The following is an 18298-nucleotide window of genomic DNA, read 5'->3' on the forward strand; positions in this document are numbered from 1 at the left end:
AAATGTTTAAAGTTCAAGGTATAAATCATATTACCATCAGAGTTTCTAACTTAGATGAATCAATAAAATTTTATGTGAACGTACTAGGTGCTAAAATCGTTCATAAAGGGAATACAGATATATACTTAGACGTCGGGGGAGTGTGGCTGTGTTTGATAGAAATAAAAGATGCAAAACCTATGGATAAAAATCAAGTAGGTGTTGATCACTTTGCATTTACAGTTTCTGAAGAACATTTTCCTAAAGCGGTTCTAATGCTACATGAGCAAAAAGTCAGTTTTACGAGGGGCCCGATACAAAGAGGTGGAGGGAACACCGTTAGCTTTACCGACCCGGATGGAAATGAAATAGAATTCTTTACTGGCAGCCTTCAAAAACGGATGAAGAATTGGAATTAAGATATGTAAGCAAGTAAGAGGAGTGGATAAGATGAGTGAGATCGATGTTTCAAAATTTGAGAAAAAAATAGAACTACGCAACATTGAGTTTGAAGATATTGACGAAATCTTAGAACTTCAGCAGATCTGTTTTCCAGGAAACATGGAGCCATGGAAACGAGAGCAGCTGGAGAGTCATCTAAGGATCTTTCCTGAAGGACAATTTTGTGTAACGTATGAAGGAAAGATTGTTGGAAGCTGCTCTAGCTTGATGGTTAATTTTGATGAGTATGATGATAAGCATACGTGGGATGAAATCACAGATAAAGGCTACATTACGAACCATGATCCAGAAGGTTTTAACTTATATGGTATTGAAGTGATGGTCCACCCGGAATACCGCCGAATGAAGATCGGTGCTCGCCTATACGAAGCACGTAAAGAATTAGCTGAGCAGAAGAATTTAAAAAGTATTATTCTAGGCGGAAGAATTCCAAACTATCATAAGCATTCTAAGGAAATGACACCTCGCGAATATGTGAGAGAAGTCATTCAGCACAATATTTATGATCCTGTCTTAACCTTTCAATTGATGAACGGCTTTACTGTGATGCGTCTAAACAAGAGTTATCTACCTGATGACAAACAATCAAACGCTTATGCCACATTAATGGAATGGAACAATGTTGATTACATTCCGAATAAAACGAAAAAGTATTTTAAAACAAGTGAGCCAGTTCGTATCACGACGATTCAATATATGATGAAGACGATAAGTTCTTTTGAAGACTTTGCGACACAGGTTGAATATTATACAGATGTTGCATCTGATCAAGGATCAGATTTCGCTGTTTTCCCGGAGCTTCTTACAACTCAGTTGTTATCGTTCTGTGAAGAGAAGAGTCCTAGCTTAGCCATTCGTAAGTTAACAGAATTTACAGAGCAATACATTGAACTCTTTACGAATCTTGCAGTACGTTATAACGTGAACATAATCGGTGGCTCACACTTTGTTGAAGAAGACGGAGATATTTATAACGTTGCTTATCTATTCCGAAGAGATGGAACGATTGATAAGCAATATAAGATTCATATCACACCGAACGAACGAAAATGGTGGGGAATTACGGCTGGTGATAAAGTACAAGTATTTGATACAGATTGCGGAAAGATTGCGATTCTGATCTGCTATGATATCGAATTCCCTGAACTTTCACGGATCGTAACCGATCAAGGTGCCAAGATCATCTTCACACCTTTCTGTACGGAAGATCGTCAAGGGTATCTACGCGTTCGATATTGTTCGCAAGCGCGAGCGATTGAAAATGAGATCTATACAGCAATTGCAGGAACGGTTGGGAACTTATCGCAAGTTGAGAACATGGACATTCAGTATGCACAGTCTGGTATCTTTACTCCTTCTGATTTTTCGTTCCCGAGAGACGGAATCGTTGGGGAATGTCATCCCAATATTGAGACAGTCGTTGTAGGTGATGTGGATTTAGAGATTTTAAGAAGACAACGTAAAACAGGAAGCGTAACCCTTCTTAGAGATAGAAGGTTAGATCTGTATAGCGTTGTTCAAAAAGATAAAAGCAAATAATGATAAGGAGAGCGGTGAGCTGAATATAGCTTGCCGCTTTTTTTCTATTTCTCGGGAAATATCACGAACCATGTCAATGTGAAGAGTGCTTTCCAGCGATATTTTATTTTTTGTGCTGAAAGCGGTATAATAAAGGCCGTATTTAATAGATATGGCAGGAATAACTCGATTCATATCGAAACTAACAAAAACAATTAGCAATCATTTTATATAACATAAGGAGGCAGTACTATGTCCTGGGAGACAACATATGAGAAATGGGTAGGGAATGAAGAACTTGAACAACCATTAAAGGCTGCATTAGAGGAAATCAAGGAAAACAGGACAGCACTTGAAGACTGCTTTTATAAAAATTTAGAATTTGGAACAGGTGGTATGCGGGGAGAAATTGGACCTGGTACAAATAGAATGAACACGTACACGGTTCGTAAAGCTTCATTAGGGTTGGCACATTTTATAGAAGAGCAAGGTGAGAAGGCTAAAAAGCGCGGTGTTGCGATTGCATACGATTCTCGTCATCAATCACCTGAATTTGCGATGGAAGCGGCGAAAACATTAGCATCTCAAGGTATTCAAGCTTATGTGTTCGAAAGCTTAAGACCTACACCAGAGCTATCATTTGCGGTTAGATACCTGAAAGCTTATAGTGGTATCGTCGTTACAGCAAGCCATAACCCTCCGGAATACAACGGATACAAAGTATATGGTCCAGATGGCGGACAACTGCCGCCAAAAGAGGCTGATGAAGTCATCGGGAAAGTAAATGCAGTTGAAGATGAACTTTCTATCAAAGTGAGATCTGAAGAGGAACTAAAAAGTGAAGGGTTGATTCAGGTTGTTGGTGAAGAAATCGACAAAGCTTACATGGAGCAACTATTAAAAATTAGTTTGAACCGCGAAGTGATCAAAGAGATGCATGACTTAAGCATCGTTTTCACTCCTCTTCACGGAACAGCAAACATTCCTGTAACAGAAGGACTTCACCAGCTAGGATTTACGAATGTAACGGTCGTCAAGGAACAAGAACAGCCTGATGCTAACTTTTCAACAGTGAAATCTCCAAATCCAGAAGAGCATGCTGCCTTCGAATTGGCAATTAAGTATGGACAAGAAGTTGATGCAGATATTTTGATGGCAACAGACCCTGATGCAGACCGAGTAGGAATCGCGGCTAAGAACAGCAAAGGTGAATATGAGATCCTTACAGGAAATCAGACTGGTGCACTCATGATTGAATATATCCTTTCTCAACGTGAAGAGAAAGGCAGCCTATGTTCAAAAGGAATCATCTTTAAAACGATTGTAACTTCAGAACTTGGTCGAGTTATCGCAGAGTCATATGGTCTGACGTGTGAAGATACCCTTACAGGTTTTAAGTTTATCGGTGAAAAAATTAAGGAGTACGAAAAAAGCGGGAAACATACGTTCATTTTCGGTTATGAAGAAAGCTACGGTTCTTTGATCGGAGATTTTGTGCGTGACAAGGATGCTGTGCAAGCTTGTTTAATGGGCGCTGAAATGGCTGCTTATTACAAAAAACAAGGAAAAACCCTTTTTGATGCTTTAGATGATGTTTACAAAAAACACGGGTTTTATAAGGAAGGTCTTGAGTCCCTAACATTAAAAGGTAAGTCTGGAGCAGAACAGATTGAAAATCTATTGGCCGGCTTTAGAGCGGATATGCCGCTTGAAGTAAACGGGCAAAAATTAGTTGTTTCTGAAGACTACAAGGCGAGCGTTCATTACGATGTAGGTAAAGATGAAAAGAGTGACATCCATCTTCCGAAATCAAATGTACTTAAATACCAATTAGAAGATGGTTCTTGGTTCTGCGTAAGACCATCCGGAACAGAACCGAAAGTGAAATTTTATTTTGGAGTTAATGCTGATTCACACGAGAAAGCAGATGAAGCATTAACAGATCTAAAACAATCCGTAATGGATTTAGTTCATGAAAGAATGCAAAAAGTGGCACAATAAAAAGTATGAGGCTGTGAGGATTTTACCTTGCAGCCTATTTTTCTAAAGAGTTGACATAAACAACAAACGGATGTAATATACCCCTATAGGTATTTTCAAGGAGGTGCTGAAATGGAATACACACAAGAAATGAAGAATCGTTTGAAAAGAATTGAGGGGCAAATACGTGGAGTATTGCGTATGCTAGAAGAAGAACAAGATTGTAAATCTGTTATCACTCAATTATCCGCATCACGTACAGCTATTGACCGTTCAATTGGATTAATCGTAGGCACCAACCTTGAACAGTGTTTACGTGAACAAATGGCTAACGGAGAAGAAATGAATTCAGATATTGTTAAAGAAGCTGTGCAACTTTTAGTAAAAAGTCGATAAGTATCTGTCAGTAGTAAGACTGTTGACAGATTTCCTTTTATTCTTTAGTATACCCCTATGGGTATACGGGGTATCTACTCAAAAAGTAAGAATGGAGTCCGAAGTTAGTATAAATTTTTTTATCATTTTATATACCTATAGGGGTATGGGTATATATGATAGAAGGGAGATAATAATTGTGTCTTTTAACACTATTGAACCAAAAGAAGTAGAACGATTATTAGAAAGCGATAATACGCTGAACATCATTGATGTGCGAGAAAACGATGAAGTGGCTCAAGGCATTATTCCGACTGCTACTCACATCCCACTAGGTGAAATTCGTAAGCGCATGAATGAGCTTGAACTAAATAAAGAGTATGTTGTGGTTTGCAGATCTGGTAAAAGAAGTGAGAAAGCATGTACGATATTAGCTTCCAACCAATTCAAAGTAATAAACATGACAGGCGGTATGCTTTCCTGGAAAGGCAAGATAAAAATTTAGAACATGTGGAGGTTTTTAAAGAATGAGTATTAAAGTAGATCAGGTATTAGATTGTAAAGGATTATCTTGTCCGTTGCCAATCGTTCGTACAAAAAAAGCGATGGATCAGCTTGACGCAGGTCAAGTCATTGAAGTTCAGGCAACAGATAAGGGCTCATTGGCCGATATTCAAGGCTGGGCAAGAAACACAGGAAATCAATATTTAGGTACAAAAGAAGATGGAGATGTTCTTAAGCACTATTTAAGAAAATCAAATCCTGGTGAAGTCAAAGAAACTACTAAATTTGAACATACCATTCAAAATGATGAGCTTGAAAAAGTACTGGCTGAAAAAAATGATGACAGGATATTATTAGATGTTAGAGAGCCAGCAGAATTTGAGTTTAAACGTATACCTGGGGCAGTATCGATTCCATTGGGAGAACTTGAAAGTAAATTAGACACACTCGATATAAATAAAGAAATTCATGTAATTTGCCGTACAGGATCAAGAAGTGATATGGCAGCACAAATGCTTTCTGAAAATGGGTTCCAACGTGTTAAGAACGTATTACCTGGTATGGATGAATGGAATGGGCCGACTGAATAAAAAAATTTAGCATAAAATATACCCCGGGAGGTATTTGAGAAATGATAAAAGCATTATCAGCTAAAGAAGTGGCAAAACGAGTTGTTAAAGGAAACATGTTCATACTAGATGTTCGTAATGAAGCGGATTATAAAGATTGGAGAATTGAAGGAAAAGGGATCAAATCGATTAATCGTCCTTACTTTGACTTGATCGACAGTGTTGAAGATGTTCTAGAACATCTTCCGAATGAAGAAATTCTCGTTGTCTGTGCAAAAGAAGGCTCATCTGTCATGGTAGCAGAGATGCTGGATGAAGCAGGCGTAAAAGACGTTTATTATCTCGAAGGTGGTATGAAGTCTTGGAGTGAGTATTTGATGCCAGTTAAGCTTGGAGACTTAAAAGATGGAGGCTCGATCTATCAATTCAACCGTATTGGTAAGGGATGTCTTTCTTACCTTGTAGAATCCAATGGTGAAGCGGCTATTATTGATCCTGCTCGTACGATTGAAGCGTATGAAGATTTTGCAAAAGAAAATAATCTTAAAATCAAGCACATGATCGATACGCATCTTCATGCTGACCATATTTCAGGTGGACGCAAACTTGCAGAAAAGACAGGTGCAACTTATTGGTTACCTCCAAAAGATGCTGAAGAAGTGACATTCTCTTTCGCTGCATTAGAAGAAGGAAAAGTTATTACGATCGGAAACACGAAGATTGAGATTCAACCTTTATACACACCTGGTCATACAATTGGAAGTACTTCTATGATCGTTGACGGACAATTCTTGCTTTCTGGAGATATTCTGTTCGTTGATTCAATCGGACGTCCAGATCTTGCCGGTAAAGCAGAGGATTGGGTTAGTGATTTACGCGATTCGCTATATAACAAATACAACAACCTTTCTAAAGAGTTAGTCGTGTTACCTGCTCACTTTGGAAAGATTAGCGAACTAGATAAAAAAGGTTCGGTTTCAGCCCCACTTGGAGTGCTTTTTGAAAAGAATGATGGATTGAACATTAAGAATGAAGATGAGTTTCGAAGAGCTGTAACGGAAAACTTACCGCCACAACCAAATGCATATCAAGAAATTCGTCAAACGAACATGGGGAAAATCGACCCTACAAACGATGAGCAGCGCGAGATGGAAATTGGTCCAAACCGCTGTGCGATCACTGAGTAACTAAACAAAAAAACTATATGGAGGTTTTACAAATGAACGTAACTCAAACTTTAGACACAAAAGGATTATCTTGCCCGATGCCGATCGTCAAAACAAAGAAAGCGATGGATACCCTTGTAAGTGGAGACATTTTAGAAGTATTAGCTACCGATAAGGGAGCTGTAAATGATCTATCTGCATGGTCTAAATCTTCTGGTCATGAATTATTAGAGCATAAAGAAGAAGACGGTGTATTTAAGTTTTATATCCAAAAAGGTTAATAAAAAAATTTGTGCAACCAGATACCTATAGAGGTATGGGTATCTGGTTCAAAAGGAGCGTTCAATAATGGAACAAACACAAGATAAATCAACAATGGTCGTATTTAGTGGTGACCTTGATAAAGCGATGGCCAGTTTTATTATTGCAACAGGTGCAGCAGCAATGGGGAAACAAGTTACGATGTTTTTCACATTCTGGGGATTAAACATCTTAAGAAAAGAAGAATACGTGAACGTAAAGAAAACATTCATGGATAAAATGTTTGCAAAAATGATGCCGCAAGGACCTGAAAAGTTAGGTATCTCAAAAATGAACTATGGTGGTTTAGGCGCGAAGATGATGAAGTATACGATGAAGAAGAAAAACATCGTAACGCTAAAAGAATTAATTGAAATGGCGCAAGACTTAGATGTTAAGATGGTTGCTTGTACGATGTCAATGGATGTCATGGGTATTACGAAAGAGGAACTTATCGATGGTTTAGATTATGCAGGAGTTGCTTCATACCTAGCTGATGCAGATGAGTCTAAGATCAACTTGTTTATTTAAACAATATCAGCTTTAGGGGAGGTGAAGTCATGGAATTGGGGTTCATTATTACAATCTTTCTAATAGGCTTTATAGGTTCTTTTATATCTGGAATGGTAGGTATCGGCGGATCCATCATCAAGTACCCAATGCTTCTCTATATTCCAGCGATGCTCGGCTTCACAGCATATTCTGCTCATGAAGTATCAGGGATCAGTGCGGTTCAAGTATTCTTTGCAACGATAGGTGGCGTTTGGGCGTATCGTAAAGGCGGTTATCTGAACAAGACATTGATCATCTATATGGGTAGCGCCATCCTAGTCGGTAGTTTTATTGGTGGATTTGGTTCAGAAGCGATGTCAGAAGGGCAAATCAATATCGTTTATGCTGTACTAGCTACATTAGCTGCTATCATGATGTTGATTCCAAAAAAAGGGATCGATGACATTCCGCTGAATCAAGTTAAGTTTAATAAATGGCTTGCTGCAGTTCTAGCATTTGTTGTAGGTGTAGCAGCGGGTATTGTAGGGGCAGCAGGCGCATTTATCCTTGTACCGATCATGTTAGTCGTCTTAAAGATACCAACGCGAATGACGATTGCAACATCACTTGCCATTACTTTTATTTCGTCAATTGGTGCTACGGTTGGTAAGATTACGACAGGGCAAGTGTTATTATGGCCAGCTGTGATCATGGTGGTAGCTAGTTTGATCGCTTCTCCACTTGGGGCGCAGTTTGGGAAAAAGATAAATACAAGAATTCTTCAATTTATCTTAGCAGCACTTATTATTGCTACGTCGATCAAGATTTGGCTAGATATACTTGGATGAAGTTAAAGTTTTAAGATAGTCGAGAATAATGAAGGACCTGAAATACTCTATGAGTACTTCAGGTCCCTTTATAATTCTTGAACTAGTAATAGGAAATAGTGTGATTGACTTACCTAACAAATCGAAAGCAATGACAAAGACTATATGATATTGAGCATATGGATAGATGGCGAAGAGTAGATTGAAGCGGGAAATAAATTGTAAGGGGTCAGTCCCCCTAGATACTTCTATAGAAATTTATCGATCGGATCAGTGTCATGGTCATGGTTGCGAATCCTACGGAAAGAATCGTTACTAAGGAGTAGAAAAGAATGCCTTCTCCCATCACATAAAGCCCAGCGAGGATGACTGCAGCATCGATCAAGAAGATAACCATTCCTACATTAATAGAAAACCATCTGGAAAGGAAAAGAGCGATCAGGTCTGTTCCACCTGTACTTGTTTCATGACGCAGCATCCAACCGATCCCTGTTCCGATGAACAGCCCTCCGATCATAGAACCTTCCATAACGGAGACAGAAAACATTCCTCTTAAAGGAGATAAAAGGTCAATGATCAATGACGAAACAAGTAATCCATGTACACTGTTTATAAAGTATCGTCGCTCTAGTTTCCAAGCTATGAGATAGATGGGGATGCTCAGAGTGATGATTGTTAGCCCCACTTTATAACCCCACACATATTTTACGAGAAGACTAATGCCGATCATTCCTCCATCGAGGAGATGAAAGGGGACAATGAAACCATTAATGCCTATGCCAAGCAACACGCTTCCTAAGAAAATCGCTATCGTCCGTTCAAACATGGCATTCATCCCTGTCTAAGATTATTTCTACATAATATGCTTGGTAGTACAAGAATAGTCATCTGCACAGGGTGTTTGTCCGTGTCTCTTTTTACTTTTTTGCATGTAATAGTATAGAAAGCCCCTTGCTTGCAGTGCAAAATAGGGAAGGTGATTGGTGTTGAAGAACTTCAGAAGAGAAGCAAAGTGTCTTTTGGAGAGGCAAGTTGTGGTGGATACAACAAATCATTCTTACGAAGGCAGACTTAGAGCAGTGGAAAGAGATTATATTACGCTATGTGTCATGAGCGATAGCCATAACTATTGGGATCAGATCATTATTCGTATTGAAGAGATCGTTGCGATATCTACCATTTGATCATAAAAAAATCCCTCGCACCTAAAATTGTGCAGAGGGATTTTTTTCTTTATTTTTTTGTGAAACCTAGCGTGATCGGTTGAGGCTGAGGTGGTGCACAGCATAGAGATAAATCACGTGCATCACCAGCGGATTCAAATTCAGAGTCTTCTTTGGTATAGAAAATCTCCCAAGCGTTGCCGTCGGGATCATATACCCACACTTTATCCTGAACGGCATAACAGCATGTTGTATCCATCTCGTCGATTAACAGCAGTCCTGATTCTCTAAGTCTTTCTCCCATGGCTAGAACATCTTCCGTGTTGTTTACTTGGAAACCGAGATGATTAAGGACTCCGTCTTTTGAAAAGGGACGTGCATTCAATGAAAAGTGAAGAGCGGGTTGATCAAGCTCAAATTTCGCGTAATTCTCTTTTACTTTTGTCGGTTCCGTGCCGAAAAAGCTTTTATAGAACGCTAGAGATTTTTCTAAGTCTGAACAATTTACTGCGACATGCATGCGTTGAATCATCATGATCTCTCCTTATTATTAAGATAGTAGCAATAACCATAAGTAAAGTCCGGTAAGCGTAATGAAAAGTGTTGGGACAGTCAAGATGATTCCGATCTTGAAATAATAGCCCCATGTTATCTTCACACCTTTTTTCGATAAGACGTGCAGCCATAAAAGAGTGGCTAGTGAACCGATAGGAGTGATCTTTGGTCCTAAGTCAGAACCAATGACATTCGCGTAGATCAATGCTTCACGAATAACTCCTGATGTTTCCGTTCCCTGTATAGCTAGTGCATCGATCATAACTGTTGGCATGTTGTTCATAACAGATGATAAAACAGCAGCTAAGAATCCCATTCCGATTGTAGCAGCGAATAAACCTTGATCAGCGATAACTTGAATCCAGCTGCCGAGCATATCTGTAAGTCCTGCATTACGAAGACCATAGACGACTACGTACATACCAATAGAAAAGACAACTACAGTCCAAGGAGCATCCTTGATTACTTTTTTTGTTTGAATCGCAGGACTTTTCCGAGCAACGATGATAAAGAAAAGAGCTGCAGCTCCTGCGATAAATGAGACAGGAACACCAATAAATTCACTCGTTAAGTACCCGATAAGTAGAACAGCTAGTATGATCCATGAAAGCTTGAACATCTTCTCATCTCGAATAGCTTCTTTCGGTTGCTTGAGCTGAGAGAGATCATAGTTCTTCGGTATATCTTTTCTGAAAAAGAGGAACAAAACAAGCATACTAGCGAACAGTGAAAAGAAGTTCGGCACGATCATGCGGCTTGCGTATTCAACAAATCCGATGTTAAAGAAATCTGCAGACACGATATTTACTAAGTTTGAGACAACAAGCGGTAATGATGTGGTATCTGCAATAAATCCACTTGCCATAATAAACGGTAATATCATGGCTTCTTTTAATTTAAGTGCTCGAACTTGAGCAAGTACGATAGGAGTCAGAATTAATGCTGCGCCATCATTTGCAAAAAAGGCTGAAACTGCAGCTCCGAGCAGAATCACATAGGCAAACATTTTCTTACCGTTTCCACCTGCAAGTCGCGCCATATGTAAGGCTGACCATTCGAAGAAACCGATCTCATCTAAAATAATCGATATGAGTATGATCGCAACAAACGCTAATGTAGCATTCCACACAATCCCGGTAACCGTCCACACATCAGATAGTGAAACGACGCCCAGAAGAAGTGCGATTATAGCTCCAACGGTCGCAGACCATCCGATGGAAAGCCCGCGTGGCTGCCAGATTACAAAAATAATCGTCACTAAAAATACAGCGAAGGCCATAAACGCCATGCTGTCCATAAAAATCCCCCCCATTATGTAATTCTAAGTTAGCAACAAACTTTTCCACCTGAAGCTTTTAACTCTTCGATCTTATCTGACATATCAGGCAGAACATCTAAATTTGATTTAATGAATGGATAGACCTCTCCATCGATGGAGTAGAAGATCCATTGGCTGTTTCGTCGTTCTTTAACGAGTTTAGCTTGCTTCAATTTTCTTAAGTGTTGTGAAATACTAGGCTGTGTCATCTTTAAGATATCAACTAACTCACATACACATAACTCTTCGTGGCGGAGTAATGCTAATATATTCAATCGTGTTTTATCTGCCATTGCTTTATAACATTCCGTTAACTGATCAAGTTCCATAATTGACTTCACCTCATTAGTATATAACCATATGTTTATATGAAATGTCAAAGAATATATAAATAAATATTGATATAAGGATATACTTATATTATGATGGTCTCGAAAGAAGTTCTTTACTACAGGAGGTTTTACAAAATGGCTAAACCAATCATCTATTTCCTTTGCACAGGTAATTCTTGTCGTTCTCAGATGGCAGAAGGGTTTGGACACCACTACCTTGGTGATAAATATGACGTATACTCAGCTGGCATCGAAGCACATGGTGTGAATCCAAACGCGATTAAAGCGATGAAAGAAGTGGATATTGACATCACGAACCAGACATCAGATGTGATCGACAAAGACATTCTAGAAAAAGCAGACTTAGTCGTAACATTATGTGGTCATGCAAACGATGTATGTCCAGCAACACCACCTCACAAAACACGTGAACATTGGGGATTCGATGATCCAGCAGGAAAAGAGTGGAGTGAATTCCAACGCGTTCGTGACGAAATCGCGGCACGTATCAAACGCTTTGCTGAAACAGGAGAATAAAGTTATACAAAGCTCAGGAACTTCATAGTTCCTGAGCTTTTTTAGTATGATTTTCTTCATTTCGCTCATGTTACTAATGAGGTGATCATGTGAAACGTCTATTTATTTGCGGATTGATATTTATAAGTATATTCATTAGCCATACAAACTTTGCGGAAGCTCCTGATAGAAGAGCGGCATTTATAAGAAGTGATGGACTTTGGCTTAAAGAAGGTGAATTAGAAAGAAAGCTTGTTGAAGGTTCTGATCTTACTCATCCAAAGTTTTCGAGTAACGGAACTTACATTAGTTACATAGCGGATAAAGGAAAAGAGCTATGGGTTTATAACCGTGTAACGCGTTTAAAAAGAAAAGTATTTGATGGCGATGTGAGTTTAACGAGATGGTCTCCGACACAATCGAAGCTTGCGTGGAAAAGCGGAGGTGTGCTTAATGTAATTGACCTAACGAGACCTGCTTCATCCTTTCAAAATGTCATCCTTGGTACAGGAAACTACAGTTGGGCACCTGACGGGAGAGGATTTGTTGTATCATCTTCTGCAAACCTAGAACCTGATGGCTGGAGTCCAGTTCGACTCTATTATGTTCCTCAGAATGCAAACGGAGATTTGAACAAAGTACAAAACATTACGACGCTGCCTAAGATGAGTGATACGTTCTTTGCTATAGGCACTACAGAATTCAAGTGGGGATTGGATGATCAATGGTTTGCATTCATCGCATGTCCAACAGCATCCATGTCAGCAGACAGCAACACATTAATGATTGTTTCTTTAGACGGCTCTAGAACTCGTATCATTGGAAACATGTTGAATCAGCCGAACTGGTTCCACTGGTCGCCGAATACGAAACAGCTCGGCTTTATAAAAGGGATTGGAAGGGTGACATCTGAAAATAAACGATTAACGGTATGGGAACCTAAGAGCGCGAAGGAAATAAATCTAGGATACACCGGTTATGCTGACGGCGATTTTACTTGGCTGAATGATAAGAAAATCATCGTGAGCCGTCAAATTGAGTGGGGTTATGGAGTGCCTGATGAAAAAAGGTCAAATCCTTTCTTAGTTAGTGTAAAAATAGATGACGGAAGTGCAAAGAGATTAACGAATCCAGGACGAGGGGAAGCAGATGTTTATCCAAAAACATTACCAGGTGAAGAACTAAATTGGATTCGTACGAATGGCCAAAGTGCAAAAGTAATGGTGAAAGAACATTTAGATTCACCTGAAACGTTATGGATAAATAATCTGCAAACGCCAAAAGAATGTGCTGGGTGGTCGTGCACGTTAGATATATATGAAGCAAGATAAAAACTAAGGTGAATCCGTGAAAGTGGGTTCGCCTATTTATTTTTAAAATAAGATGAGTTTTTATAAAACCCGTCCAATATTTCACTTGTTTTCTCATGAATGCCTGTTTTGTTTCATACAGTTAAAAGTAAGGAAATAGCAGGAGGGGGAAAATATGAACTGGGACTTGCAAAATAAGGAGCTAGAAAAAGCAATAGCTGAAATTACCGAGATTGCTGACCACTTTGGCCTTGATTTTTACCCGATGCGGTATGAGATATGTCCTGCCGATATTATTTATACATTTGGTGCGTACGGAATGCCAACCCGTTTTTCTCATTGGAGCTTCGGCAAACAGTTTCATAAAATGAAGCTTCAGTATGACTTAGGATTGAGTAAAATTTATGAGCTCGTTATCAACTCAGATCCTTGTTACGCATTCTTACTAGATACGAATTCGCTTATCCAGAATAAATTAATCATTGCCCATGTACTTGCACACTGTGATTTCTTCAAGAACAACGTTCGCTTTTCTAATACAAGAAGAGACATGGTTGAATGCATGACGGCTACAGCCGAACGAGTAGCTCAATATGAACATCTATACGGCAAGAAAGAGGTCGAACAGTTCTTAGACGCTGTTCTCGCCATACAAGAACACATCGATCCGTCCCTTGTGCGAAACAAACTAAATTATGTATTTGAAGACGAGGAAGACCTTACACCTAAGAAAGAAACACCTTATGATGATCTATGGAAGCTGGACGATAAGAAAGGTCCAAAACCAGCGTTAAAAAAGAAAAAATCATTTCCACCACAGCCTGAAAAGGACATTTTATTATTTATTGAGCAATATAGCCGCGAGCTTGAAGAATGGCAGCGTGATATCCTTTCCATGATGAGAGAAGAGATGCTTTACTTCTGGCCACAACTGGAAACAAAAATCATGAACGAAGGCTGGGCATCCTATTGGCACGCAAAGATTCTGCAAGAGATGGATCTGACATCACACGAAACCATCGAGTTCGCGAAACTTAACGCGGGTGTTGTCCAACCTTCGAAGACTTCGATCAACCCGTATTATTTAGGGCTACAAATCTTCAAAGACATTGAAGAACGCTACAATAACCCAAATGAAGAGCTGATCAGACAAGGTGTTAAACCAGGGTCAGGACGTGAAAAGATGTTCGAAGTCCGCGAACTGGAATCGGATATGTCGTTTATCCGAAATTACCTGACCAAAGATCTCGCTCAGCGGGAAGATATGTATCTATTCCAAAAGCAGGGCAAAGAATACAAGGTAGTCGACAAGCAGTGGGAAGAAGTACGTGATCAACTTGTGAGTATGAGAGTAAATGGCGGATTTCCTTACATCACAGTGAACGACGCAGATTATATGAAGAACGGAGAGCTTTACCTTAATCATAGTTTTGAAGACATGGAGCTGGATGTGAAATATCTTGAAAAAGTGCTTCCGCATCTTCATTATCTCTGGGGGCGACCTGTTCATATGGAAACGAGGATTGAGCAGAAGCCTGTATTGTTCACGTATGATGGGAAAACGGTGCATCGTAAGTATCTATAGATTAAACAAGTGTTTAATGTTCACGAGGGAAAGCACGCTTAAAAAAGTGTGCTTTTTTTTTGTACAAGAAAATATAAACTCAGCAAACAAGTTTGTTTTTTGCTATTTTTAATACAAATAGTTTGAAAGGAAGTTGGAATAGTATGTGCAGTTCTTACTTTATAGATAATATGCAAACCAATGATTGGCCACATGTAAGAAACATCTATTTAAAAGGTATTGCTACAGGTAATGCTACCTTTCAGCAGGAAGCTCCTTCATGGAATGAATGGGATAACAGTCATTTATCATGTTGTCGTTTCATTGCTCGCTCTACGACTCAAGTATTGGGGTGGGCTGCTTTAAGTACGGTGTCTAGCAGATGTGTATATGCGGGAGTGGCTGAAGTAAGTATATACATAGATCCTGTTCATCAAGGGAAAGGGCTTGGAAGTTCTTTAATGAAGAACCTTATTGAAACCAGTGAGGAAAATGGGATTTGGACATTACAAGCAGGGATTTTTCCTGAAAATCAGTCGAGCATAGCTCTACATAAAAAGTGGGAATTTAGAGAAGTAGGTCTTAGAGAGAAAATTGGTGAGATGAACGGAGTGTGGCGTGACGTCATCTTGCTGGAACGAAGAAGTAAAAAAGTTGGAGTATAAAAAATCAATTTTTTTTGATTTATTAGTTGCGAATTAGTAAATAAAGGATATAATGAAATTACATCAAATAATTTTGATGTTAGGAGTGATACAAATGAAAAAAGAAATTCCTTTATTAAATACCATAACTACAGCATCAAACCAAGATTTAGAGAAATATGAACAAAAGTTTAAAGCGCTCGCTGATCAGCAGCGACTGCAAATTATCAATATCCTGGCTGTTAAAGAAAGTGTATGTGTATGTGATCTCACGCCGATTATTGACATGCCGCAATCCAAGCTATCGTATCATCTAAAAATTCTGTTAGAAGCAGACTTAATAAAAAAGGAAAAACAAGGTACCTGGAACTATTATTCTTTGAATGTAAGTGAACTAAAAGGAATTTTATCAGATCAATTATGCTGTGTGTTTTTACCATCATCTTGTTAAATGACGTACTACACTTGTAGTGCTTCATTTTTACATAAAACATCAATTTTTTTTGATGTATAAATCAATTATTTTTGATATAACAGGAGGAAAATTTTTATGAATATTTATTATCTGGAAAAGATGTTTGAAATGAAGAAAAGAGAAGTGGAGCAGTTTGCGAAAGAAAATAGCAGACCAAAACAAATAAAATCAAACACTTTTAGTAGATCACTCTTAAAAAAAAGGGAAACAACACAATCAAATCAAGTATGCTGCGCTTGATAAAAAGGGAGAAGAAATATTATGTGGATGGATACCTTTCAAAGTTTTTTAAGTATAGCCATTGAACTTTCGATTCTGTTCGTAGTGATCTCGTTTGTTATCAATTTACTTCAAGCTTATATCCCTTATGAAAAAGTTGAGAAATATTTGGGAGGAAAGAACAAAGGAATAGGAGCATTATTCGCATTACTCTTTGCTTTTGTAACACCTTTTTGTTCTTGCTCTACCATACCAGTTGTTGTGAACATGTTAAAAAAGAAAATGCCTTTTTCCATAGTGATGGTATTTCTTTTTTCCTCACCCGTACTTGATCCGACGATCATCACTATTATGGGAGTGTTATTAGGGTGGAAAGTAACGATCCTCTACACCATCATCACAGCGGTATTTTCTGTGATCATCGGTTTTGCACTTGAAGCATTAGGATTTGAGAAATCAGTAAAGAACGTCGTGATGTCAGGGTATCAAAAAGAAACGAAAAAGTTTGATGTGAAAGTTGCTCTTTTAGAAACAATGAATTTGATGAGGAGTGTTTATCCTTATCTTTTACTCGGAGCAGCTATTGGAGCTGTTATTCATGGATTGGTACCAACAAATTGGATTGCAAGTACGTTTGGCAGCGATAACTGGTGGATCGTTCCGATAGCGGCGGTTGTAGGGATTCCTTTATACATCAGGCTATCGAGTATGATTCCGATCTCTCAAGTTCTGATCGCAAAAGGAATGGCGCTTGGCCCTGTGATGGCACTCATGATCTCATCAGCTGGTGCGAGCCTTCCAGAGGTTGTTCTCTTAAAGTCCATTTTTAAGAAAGAACTCGTCATTATGTTTGTCCTATCTGTGATTACCATGTCAACAATTTCTGGTTTTATTTTCTATCTTGTTTAAGATCTTTCACAAAGCTTGAAAGGAAAGGAGGTGAGATTAATGAGTTTCATAAAAATTTTCTTCGGAAACAAAAATGAAAAAGAAGCTAACTGCTGCAGCGTTCAAATTGTTGAAGTAAGTGATAGAGAAGAAACAGTATGTTGTGAAACAGAGAATAGTAAAGATCAAAACAAATGTTGCGTATAAACCAAACTAATTAATCCCCATATATTCATCAAAAACATTCCTGCTACAGGGATGTTTTTTTATGAATAAGAACATACATGACATACGTCTTAATAATAAAGTTTTGTTAGAAAGGATGTTTGCACGAAAGTGGAACTTTTTAAAAATGCTGTTCCAGTATTTCTAACGATTTGTATGATTGTATTGTTCGGAGCCTTACCTATCCTTATTGTGGGAACTGAGATCCACTTTAGTGCTTATGTAATAGAAACGAAGAATCTGATTCTTAGCCTGATTCAACCATATGAAATCACCTATTTCATTACAAAACCAGAACGTCCGCTATTCCCAGAGATATTTAATCCTTACCTTTACAGCATGAGCATTTATTTCTTAGCTTTTTTCCTCTCCATTTTGCTTGGACTACTACTGAGTTTTGTCACGATAAACTTTTTTTCAAAGTCGGCAAAAAGGTTCATATCGTTTATTGTGTTTGTTTTAGAATCATTGCCTGATCTGTTTATCGTCGTCATGATACAAATGGGGGGTGGTTTGGTTCTTTAAGAAAACTGGAATTCTTGTAATGCCATTTACCTCTCTCCCTGATGAACGATCTTATTTCATTCCTATTATAGCGCTATCGATTCTACCTACTGTTCAATTTTTCAAAATGTTTATGCTTTCTTTAGAAGAAGAAGTACAAATGGATTATGTAGTTTTTGCAAGAGCAAAAGGTATGCCATTCATCAAGATCCTTCCTTTCCATGTTTATCGAAACACATTGATGAGCATCTTTTATCAATCAAAATCGATTTTATGGATGATGCTTTCTAACCTTTTAGTACTGGAATATATCTTGAATATGAATGGATTTACTTCGTTTATTTTTACTTACTTGTCTCCTGAACTTTTTGTTGTAGGACTCATTATGCTACTTTTACCAACTTATTTGTAAT

General features: G+C 38.4%; 25 protein-coding genes. 21 read left to right on the top strand and 4 right to left on the bottom strand.

Features of this window, described 5'->3' with window-relative positions:
• The first annotated feature begins 2 nt into the window (after window positions 1-2).
• The 10 genes from I5J82_RS00170 to I5J82_RS00215 all read left to right on the top strand — a co-directional run bounded on the left by I5J82_RS00170 (window position 3) and on the right by I5J82_RS00215 (window position 8193).
• Window positions 3-398 (top strand): VOC family protein, encoded by a 396-nt coding sequence (locus tag I5J82_RS00170; protein WP_198766141.1) that lies wholly within the window; start codon window positions 3-5, stop codon window positions 396-398.
• Window positions 399-429: 31 nt separating this feature from the next.
• Entirely contained in the window at window positions 430-1980 is a 1551-nt protein-coding gene (locus I5J82_RS00175) for a bifunctional GNAT family N-acetyltransferase/carbon-nitrogen hydrolase family protein (RefSeq protein ID WP_198766142.1), read from the top strand.
• Between the two features lie 231 nt (window positions 1981-2211).
• On the top strand, window positions 2212-3960 hold the full coding sequence (locus I5J82_RS00180) for a phospho-sugar mutase (RefSeq protein WP_198766143.1): 1749 nt from the start codon (window positions 2212-2214) through the stop codon (window positions 3958-3960).
• A gap of 111 nt (window positions 3961-4071) precedes the next feature.
• Window positions 4072-4335, top strand: coding sequence for a metal-sensitive transcriptional regulator (locus I5J82_RS00185; protein WP_144703088.1), 264 nt, complete (start codon window positions 4072-4074; stop codon window positions 4333-4335).
• Between the two features lie 178 nt (window positions 4336-4513).
• Window positions 4514-4819 carry a rhodanese-like domain-containing protein gene (locus I5J82_RS00190; RefSeq protein ID WP_332873612.1) on the top strand — a complete coding sequence of 102 codons (306 nt, stop codon included), beginning with the start codon at window positions 4514-4516 and terminating at the stop codon, window positions 4817-4819.
• Between the two features lie 22 nt (window positions 4820-4841).
• Window positions 4842-5408 (top strand): sulfurtransferase TusA family protein, encoded by a 567-nt coding sequence (locus I5J82_RS00195; RefSeq protein WP_198766145.1) that lies wholly within the window; start codon window positions 4842-4844, stop codon window positions 5406-5408.
• A 41-nt stretch (window positions 5409-5449) separates the two neighbouring features.
• Window positions 5450-6574 (top strand): MBL fold metallo-hydrolase, encoded by a 1125-nt coding sequence (locus I5J82_RS00200; RefSeq protein WP_198766146.1) that lies wholly within the window; start codon window positions 5450-5452, stop codon window positions 6572-6574.
• 32 nt (window positions 6575-6606) lie between these two features.
• Window positions 6607-6834, top strand: coding sequence for a sulfurtransferase TusA family protein (locus I5J82_RS00205; protein WP_197190860.1), 228 nt, complete (start codon window positions 6607-6609; stop codon window positions 6832-6834).
• Window positions 6835-6901: 67 nt separating this feature from the next.
• Window positions 6902-7384, top strand: coding sequence for a DsrE/DsrF/DrsH-like family protein (locus tag I5J82_RS00210; protein WP_137790616.1), 483 nt, complete (start codon window positions 6902-6904; stop codon window positions 7382-7384).
• Window positions 7385-7413: 29 nt separating this feature from the next.
• Window positions 7414-8193: a sulfite exporter TauE/SafE family protein gene (locus tag I5J82_RS00215; protein ID WP_198766147.1), complete on the top strand. Its 780-nt coding sequence runs from the start codon at window positions 7414-7416 to the stop codon at window positions 8191-8193.
• 217 nt (window positions 8194-8410) lie between these two features.
• Here the strand turns inward: I5J82_RS00215 and I5J82_RS00220 are convergent, their stop codons facing one another.
• Window positions 8411-8998 (bottom strand): YitT family protein, encoded by a 588-nt coding sequence (locus tag I5J82_RS00220; protein ID WP_198766148.1) that lies wholly within the window; start codon window positions 8996-8998, stop codon window positions 8411-8413.
• Between the two features lie 160 nt (window positions 8999-9158).
• On the opposite strand from I5J82_RS00220, the gene I5J82_RS00225 reads away from it, so the two are divergent.
• Window positions 9159-9356 carry a DUF2642 domain-containing protein gene (locus I5J82_RS00225; RefSeq protein ID WP_186320606.1) on the top strand — a complete coding sequence of 66 codons (198 nt, stop codon included), beginning with the start codon at window positions 9159-9161 and terminating at the stop codon, window positions 9354-9356.
• Between the two features lie 49 nt (window positions 9357-9405).
• Here I5J82_RS00225 and I5J82_RS00230 read toward each other — a convergent pair whose 3' ends face one another.
• The 3 genes from I5J82_RS00230 to I5J82_RS00240 are packed head-to-tail and all read right to left on the bottom strand — an operon-like array spanning window position 9406 to window position 11537.
• Window positions 9406-9867 (bottom strand): ArsI/CadI family heavy metal resistance metalloenzyme, encoded by a 462-nt coding sequence (locus I5J82_RS00230; RefSeq protein ID WP_198766149.1) that lies wholly within the window; start codon window positions 9865-9867, stop codon window positions 9406-9408.
• Window positions 9868-9885: 18 nt separating this feature from the next.
• Entirely contained in the window at window positions 9886-11178 is a 1293-nt protein-coding gene (locus tag I5J82_RS00235) for an arsenic transporter (RefSeq protein WP_408610407.1), read from the bottom strand.
• Between the two features lie 38 nt (window positions 11179-11216).
• On the bottom strand, window positions 11217-11537 hold the full coding sequence (locus I5J82_RS00240) for an ArsR/SmtB family transcription factor (RefSeq protein ID WP_198766151.1): 321 nt from the start codon (window positions 11535-11537) through the stop codon (window positions 11217-11219).
• A 138-nt stretch (window positions 11538-11675) separates the two neighbouring features.
• Between I5J82_RS00240 and arsC the strand changes: the two genes are divergently transcribed.
• From arsC to I5J82_RS00290, 10 genes are all read left to right on the top strand, one after another.
• Window positions 11676-12077 (top strand): arsenate reductase (thioredoxin), encoded by a 402-nt coding sequence (gene arsC / locus I5J82_RS00245; RefSeq protein WP_144703067.1) that lies wholly within the window; start codon window positions 11676-11678, stop codon window positions 12075-12077.
• 89 nt (window positions 12078-12166) lie between these two features.
• Entirely contained in the window at window positions 12167-13387 is a 1221-nt protein-coding gene (locus I5J82_RS00250; protein ID WP_198766152.1) for a TolB-like translocation protein, read from the top strand.
• Between the two features lie 154 nt (window positions 13388-13541).
• Window positions 13542-14951 carry a SpoVR family protein gene (locus tag I5J82_RS00255; RefSeq protein ID WP_198766153.1) on the top strand — a complete coding sequence of 470 codons (1410 nt, stop codon included), beginning with the start codon at window positions 13542-13544 and terminating at the stop codon, window positions 14949-14951.
• Between the two features lie 143 nt (window positions 14952-15094).
• Window positions 15095-15595: a GNAT family N-acetyltransferase gene (locus I5J82_RS00260; protein WP_233096365.1), complete on the top strand. Its 501-nt coding sequence runs from the start codon at window positions 15095-15097 to the stop codon at window positions 15593-15595.
• A 94-nt stretch (window positions 15596-15689) separates the two neighbouring features.
• Window positions 15690-16025 (top strand): ArsR/SmtB family transcription factor, encoded by a 336-nt coding sequence (locus tag I5J82_RS00265; RefSeq protein WP_144703056.1) that lies wholly within the window; start codon window positions 15690-15692, stop codon window positions 16023-16025.
• Between the two features lie 99 nt (window positions 16026-16124).
• Complete coding sequence (locus I5J82_RS00270; protein WP_198766154.1) at window positions 16125-16289, top strand: hypothetical protein; 165 nt, start codon at window positions 16125-16127, stop codon at window positions 16287-16289.
• Window positions 16290-16310: 21 nt separating this feature from the next.
• A complete protein-coding gene (locus I5J82_RS00275; protein ID WP_198766155.1) occupies window positions 16311-17177 on the top strand; it encodes a permease in 867 nt (288 codons plus the stop codon).
• Window positions 17178-17216: 39 nt separating this feature from the next.
• A complete protein-coding gene (locus I5J82_RS00280) occupies window positions 17217-17363 on the top strand; it encodes a hypothetical protein (protein ID WP_171005538.1) in 147 nt (48 codons plus the stop codon).
• A 129-nt stretch (window positions 17364-17492) separates the two neighbouring features.
• Complete coding sequence (locus I5J82_RS00285) at window positions 17493-17906, top strand: hypothetical protein (RefSeq protein ID WP_198766156.1); 414 nt, start codon at window positions 17493-17495, stop codon at window positions 17904-17906.
• A gap of 19 nt (window positions 17907-17925) precedes the next feature.
• Window positions 17926-18297, top strand: a complete 372-nt coding sequence (locus I5J82_RS00290; RefSeq protein WP_198766157.1) for an ABC transporter permease subunit — start codon at window positions 17926-17928, stop codon at window positions 18295-18297.
• Window position 18298 lies beyond the last annotated feature (1 nt).

The sequence above is a fragment of the Fictibacillus halophilus genome (assembly GCF_016401385.1).
Classification (GTDB): domain Bacteria; phylum Bacillota; class Bacilli; order Bacillales; family Fictibacillaceae; genus Fictibacillus; species Fictibacillus halophilus.

Excerpts from the sequence above, each read along its gene's own strand:
- I5J82_RS00185 (WP_144703088.1), top strand. The coding sequence starts at position 4,072 with ATGGAATACACACAAGAAATGAAGAATCGTTTGAAAAGAATTGAGGGG.
- I5J82_RS00230 (WP_198766149.1), bottom strand. The coding sequence starts at position 9,867 with ATGATTCAACGCATGCATGTCGCAGTAAATTGTTCAGACTTAGAAAAA.
- I5J82_RS00170 (WP_198766141.1), top strand. The coding sequence starts at position 3 with ATGTTTAAAGTTCAAGGTATAAATCATATTACCATCAGAGTTTCTAAC.
- I5J82_RS00205 (WP_197190860.1), top strand. The coding sequence starts at position 6,607 with ATGAACGTAACTCAAACTTTAGACACAAAAGGATTATCTTGCCCGATG.
- I5J82_RS00175 (WP_198766142.1), top strand. The coding sequence starts at position 430 with ATGAGTGAGATCGATGTTTCAAAATTTGAGAAAAAAATAGAACTACGC.
- I5J82_RS00195 (WP_198766145.1), top strand. The coding sequence starts at position 4,842 with ATGAGTATTAAAGTAGATCAGGTATTAGATTGTAAAGGATTATCTTGT.
- I5J82_RS00260 (WP_233096365.1), top strand. The coding sequence starts at position 15,095 with ATGTGCAGTTCTTACTTTATAGATAATATGCAAACCAATGATTGGCCA.
- I5J82_RS00275 (WP_198766155.1), top strand. The coding sequence starts at position 16,311 with ATGTGGATGGATACCTTTCAAAGTTTTTTAAGTATAGCCATTGAACTT.
- I5J82_RS00290 (WP_198766157.1), top strand. The coding sequence starts at position 17,926 with ATGCCATTTACCTCTCTCCCTGATGAACGATCTTATTTCATTCCTATT.
- I5J82_RS00235 (WP_408610407.1), bottom strand. The coding sequence starts at position 11,178 with ATGGCGTTTATGGCCTTCGCTGTATTTTTAGTGACGATTATTTTTGTA.
- arsC (WP_144703067.1), top strand. The coding sequence starts at position 11,676 with ATGGCTAAACCAATCATCTATTTCCTTTGCACAGGTAATTCTTGTCGT.
- I5J82_RS00215 (WP_198766147.1), top strand. The coding sequence starts at position 7,414 with ATGGAATTGGGGTTCATTATTACAATCTTTCTAATAGGCTTTATAGGT.
- I5J82_RS00265 (WP_144703056.1), top strand. The coding sequence starts at position 15,690 with ATGAAAAAAGAAATTCCTTTATTAAATACCATAACTACAGCATCAAAC.
- I5J82_RS00255 (WP_198766153.1), top strand. The coding sequence starts at position 13,542 with ATGAACTGGGACTTGCAAAATAAGGAGCTAGAAAAAGCAATAGCTGAA.
- I5J82_RS00210 (WP_137790616.1), top strand. The coding sequence starts at position 6,902 with ATGGAACAAACACAAGATAAATCAACAATGGTCGTATTTAGTGGTGAC.
- I5J82_RS00200 (WP_198766146.1), top strand. The coding sequence starts at position 5,450 with ATGATAAAAGCATTATCAGCTAAAGAAGTGGCAAAACGAGTTGTTAAA.
- I5J82_RS00270 (WP_198766154.1), top strand. The coding sequence starts at position 16,125 with ATGAATATTTATTATCTGGAAAAGATGTTTGAAATGAAGAAAAGAGAA.
- I5J82_RS00180 (WP_198766143.1), top strand. The coding sequence starts at position 2,212 with ATGTCCTGGGAGACAACATATGAGAAATGGGTAGGGAATGAAGAACTT.
- I5J82_RS00280 (WP_171005538.1), top strand. The coding sequence starts at position 17,217 with ATGAGTTTCATAAAAATTTTCTTCGGAAACAAAAATGAAAAAGAAGCT.
- I5J82_RS00240 (WP_198766151.1), bottom strand. The coding sequence starts at position 11,537 with ATGGAACTTGATCAGTTAACGGAATGTTATAAAGCAATGGCAGATAAA.
- I5J82_RS00220 (WP_198766148.1), bottom strand. The coding sequence starts at position 8,998 with ATGTTTGAACGGACGATAGCGATTTTCTTAGGAAGCGTGTTGCTTGGC.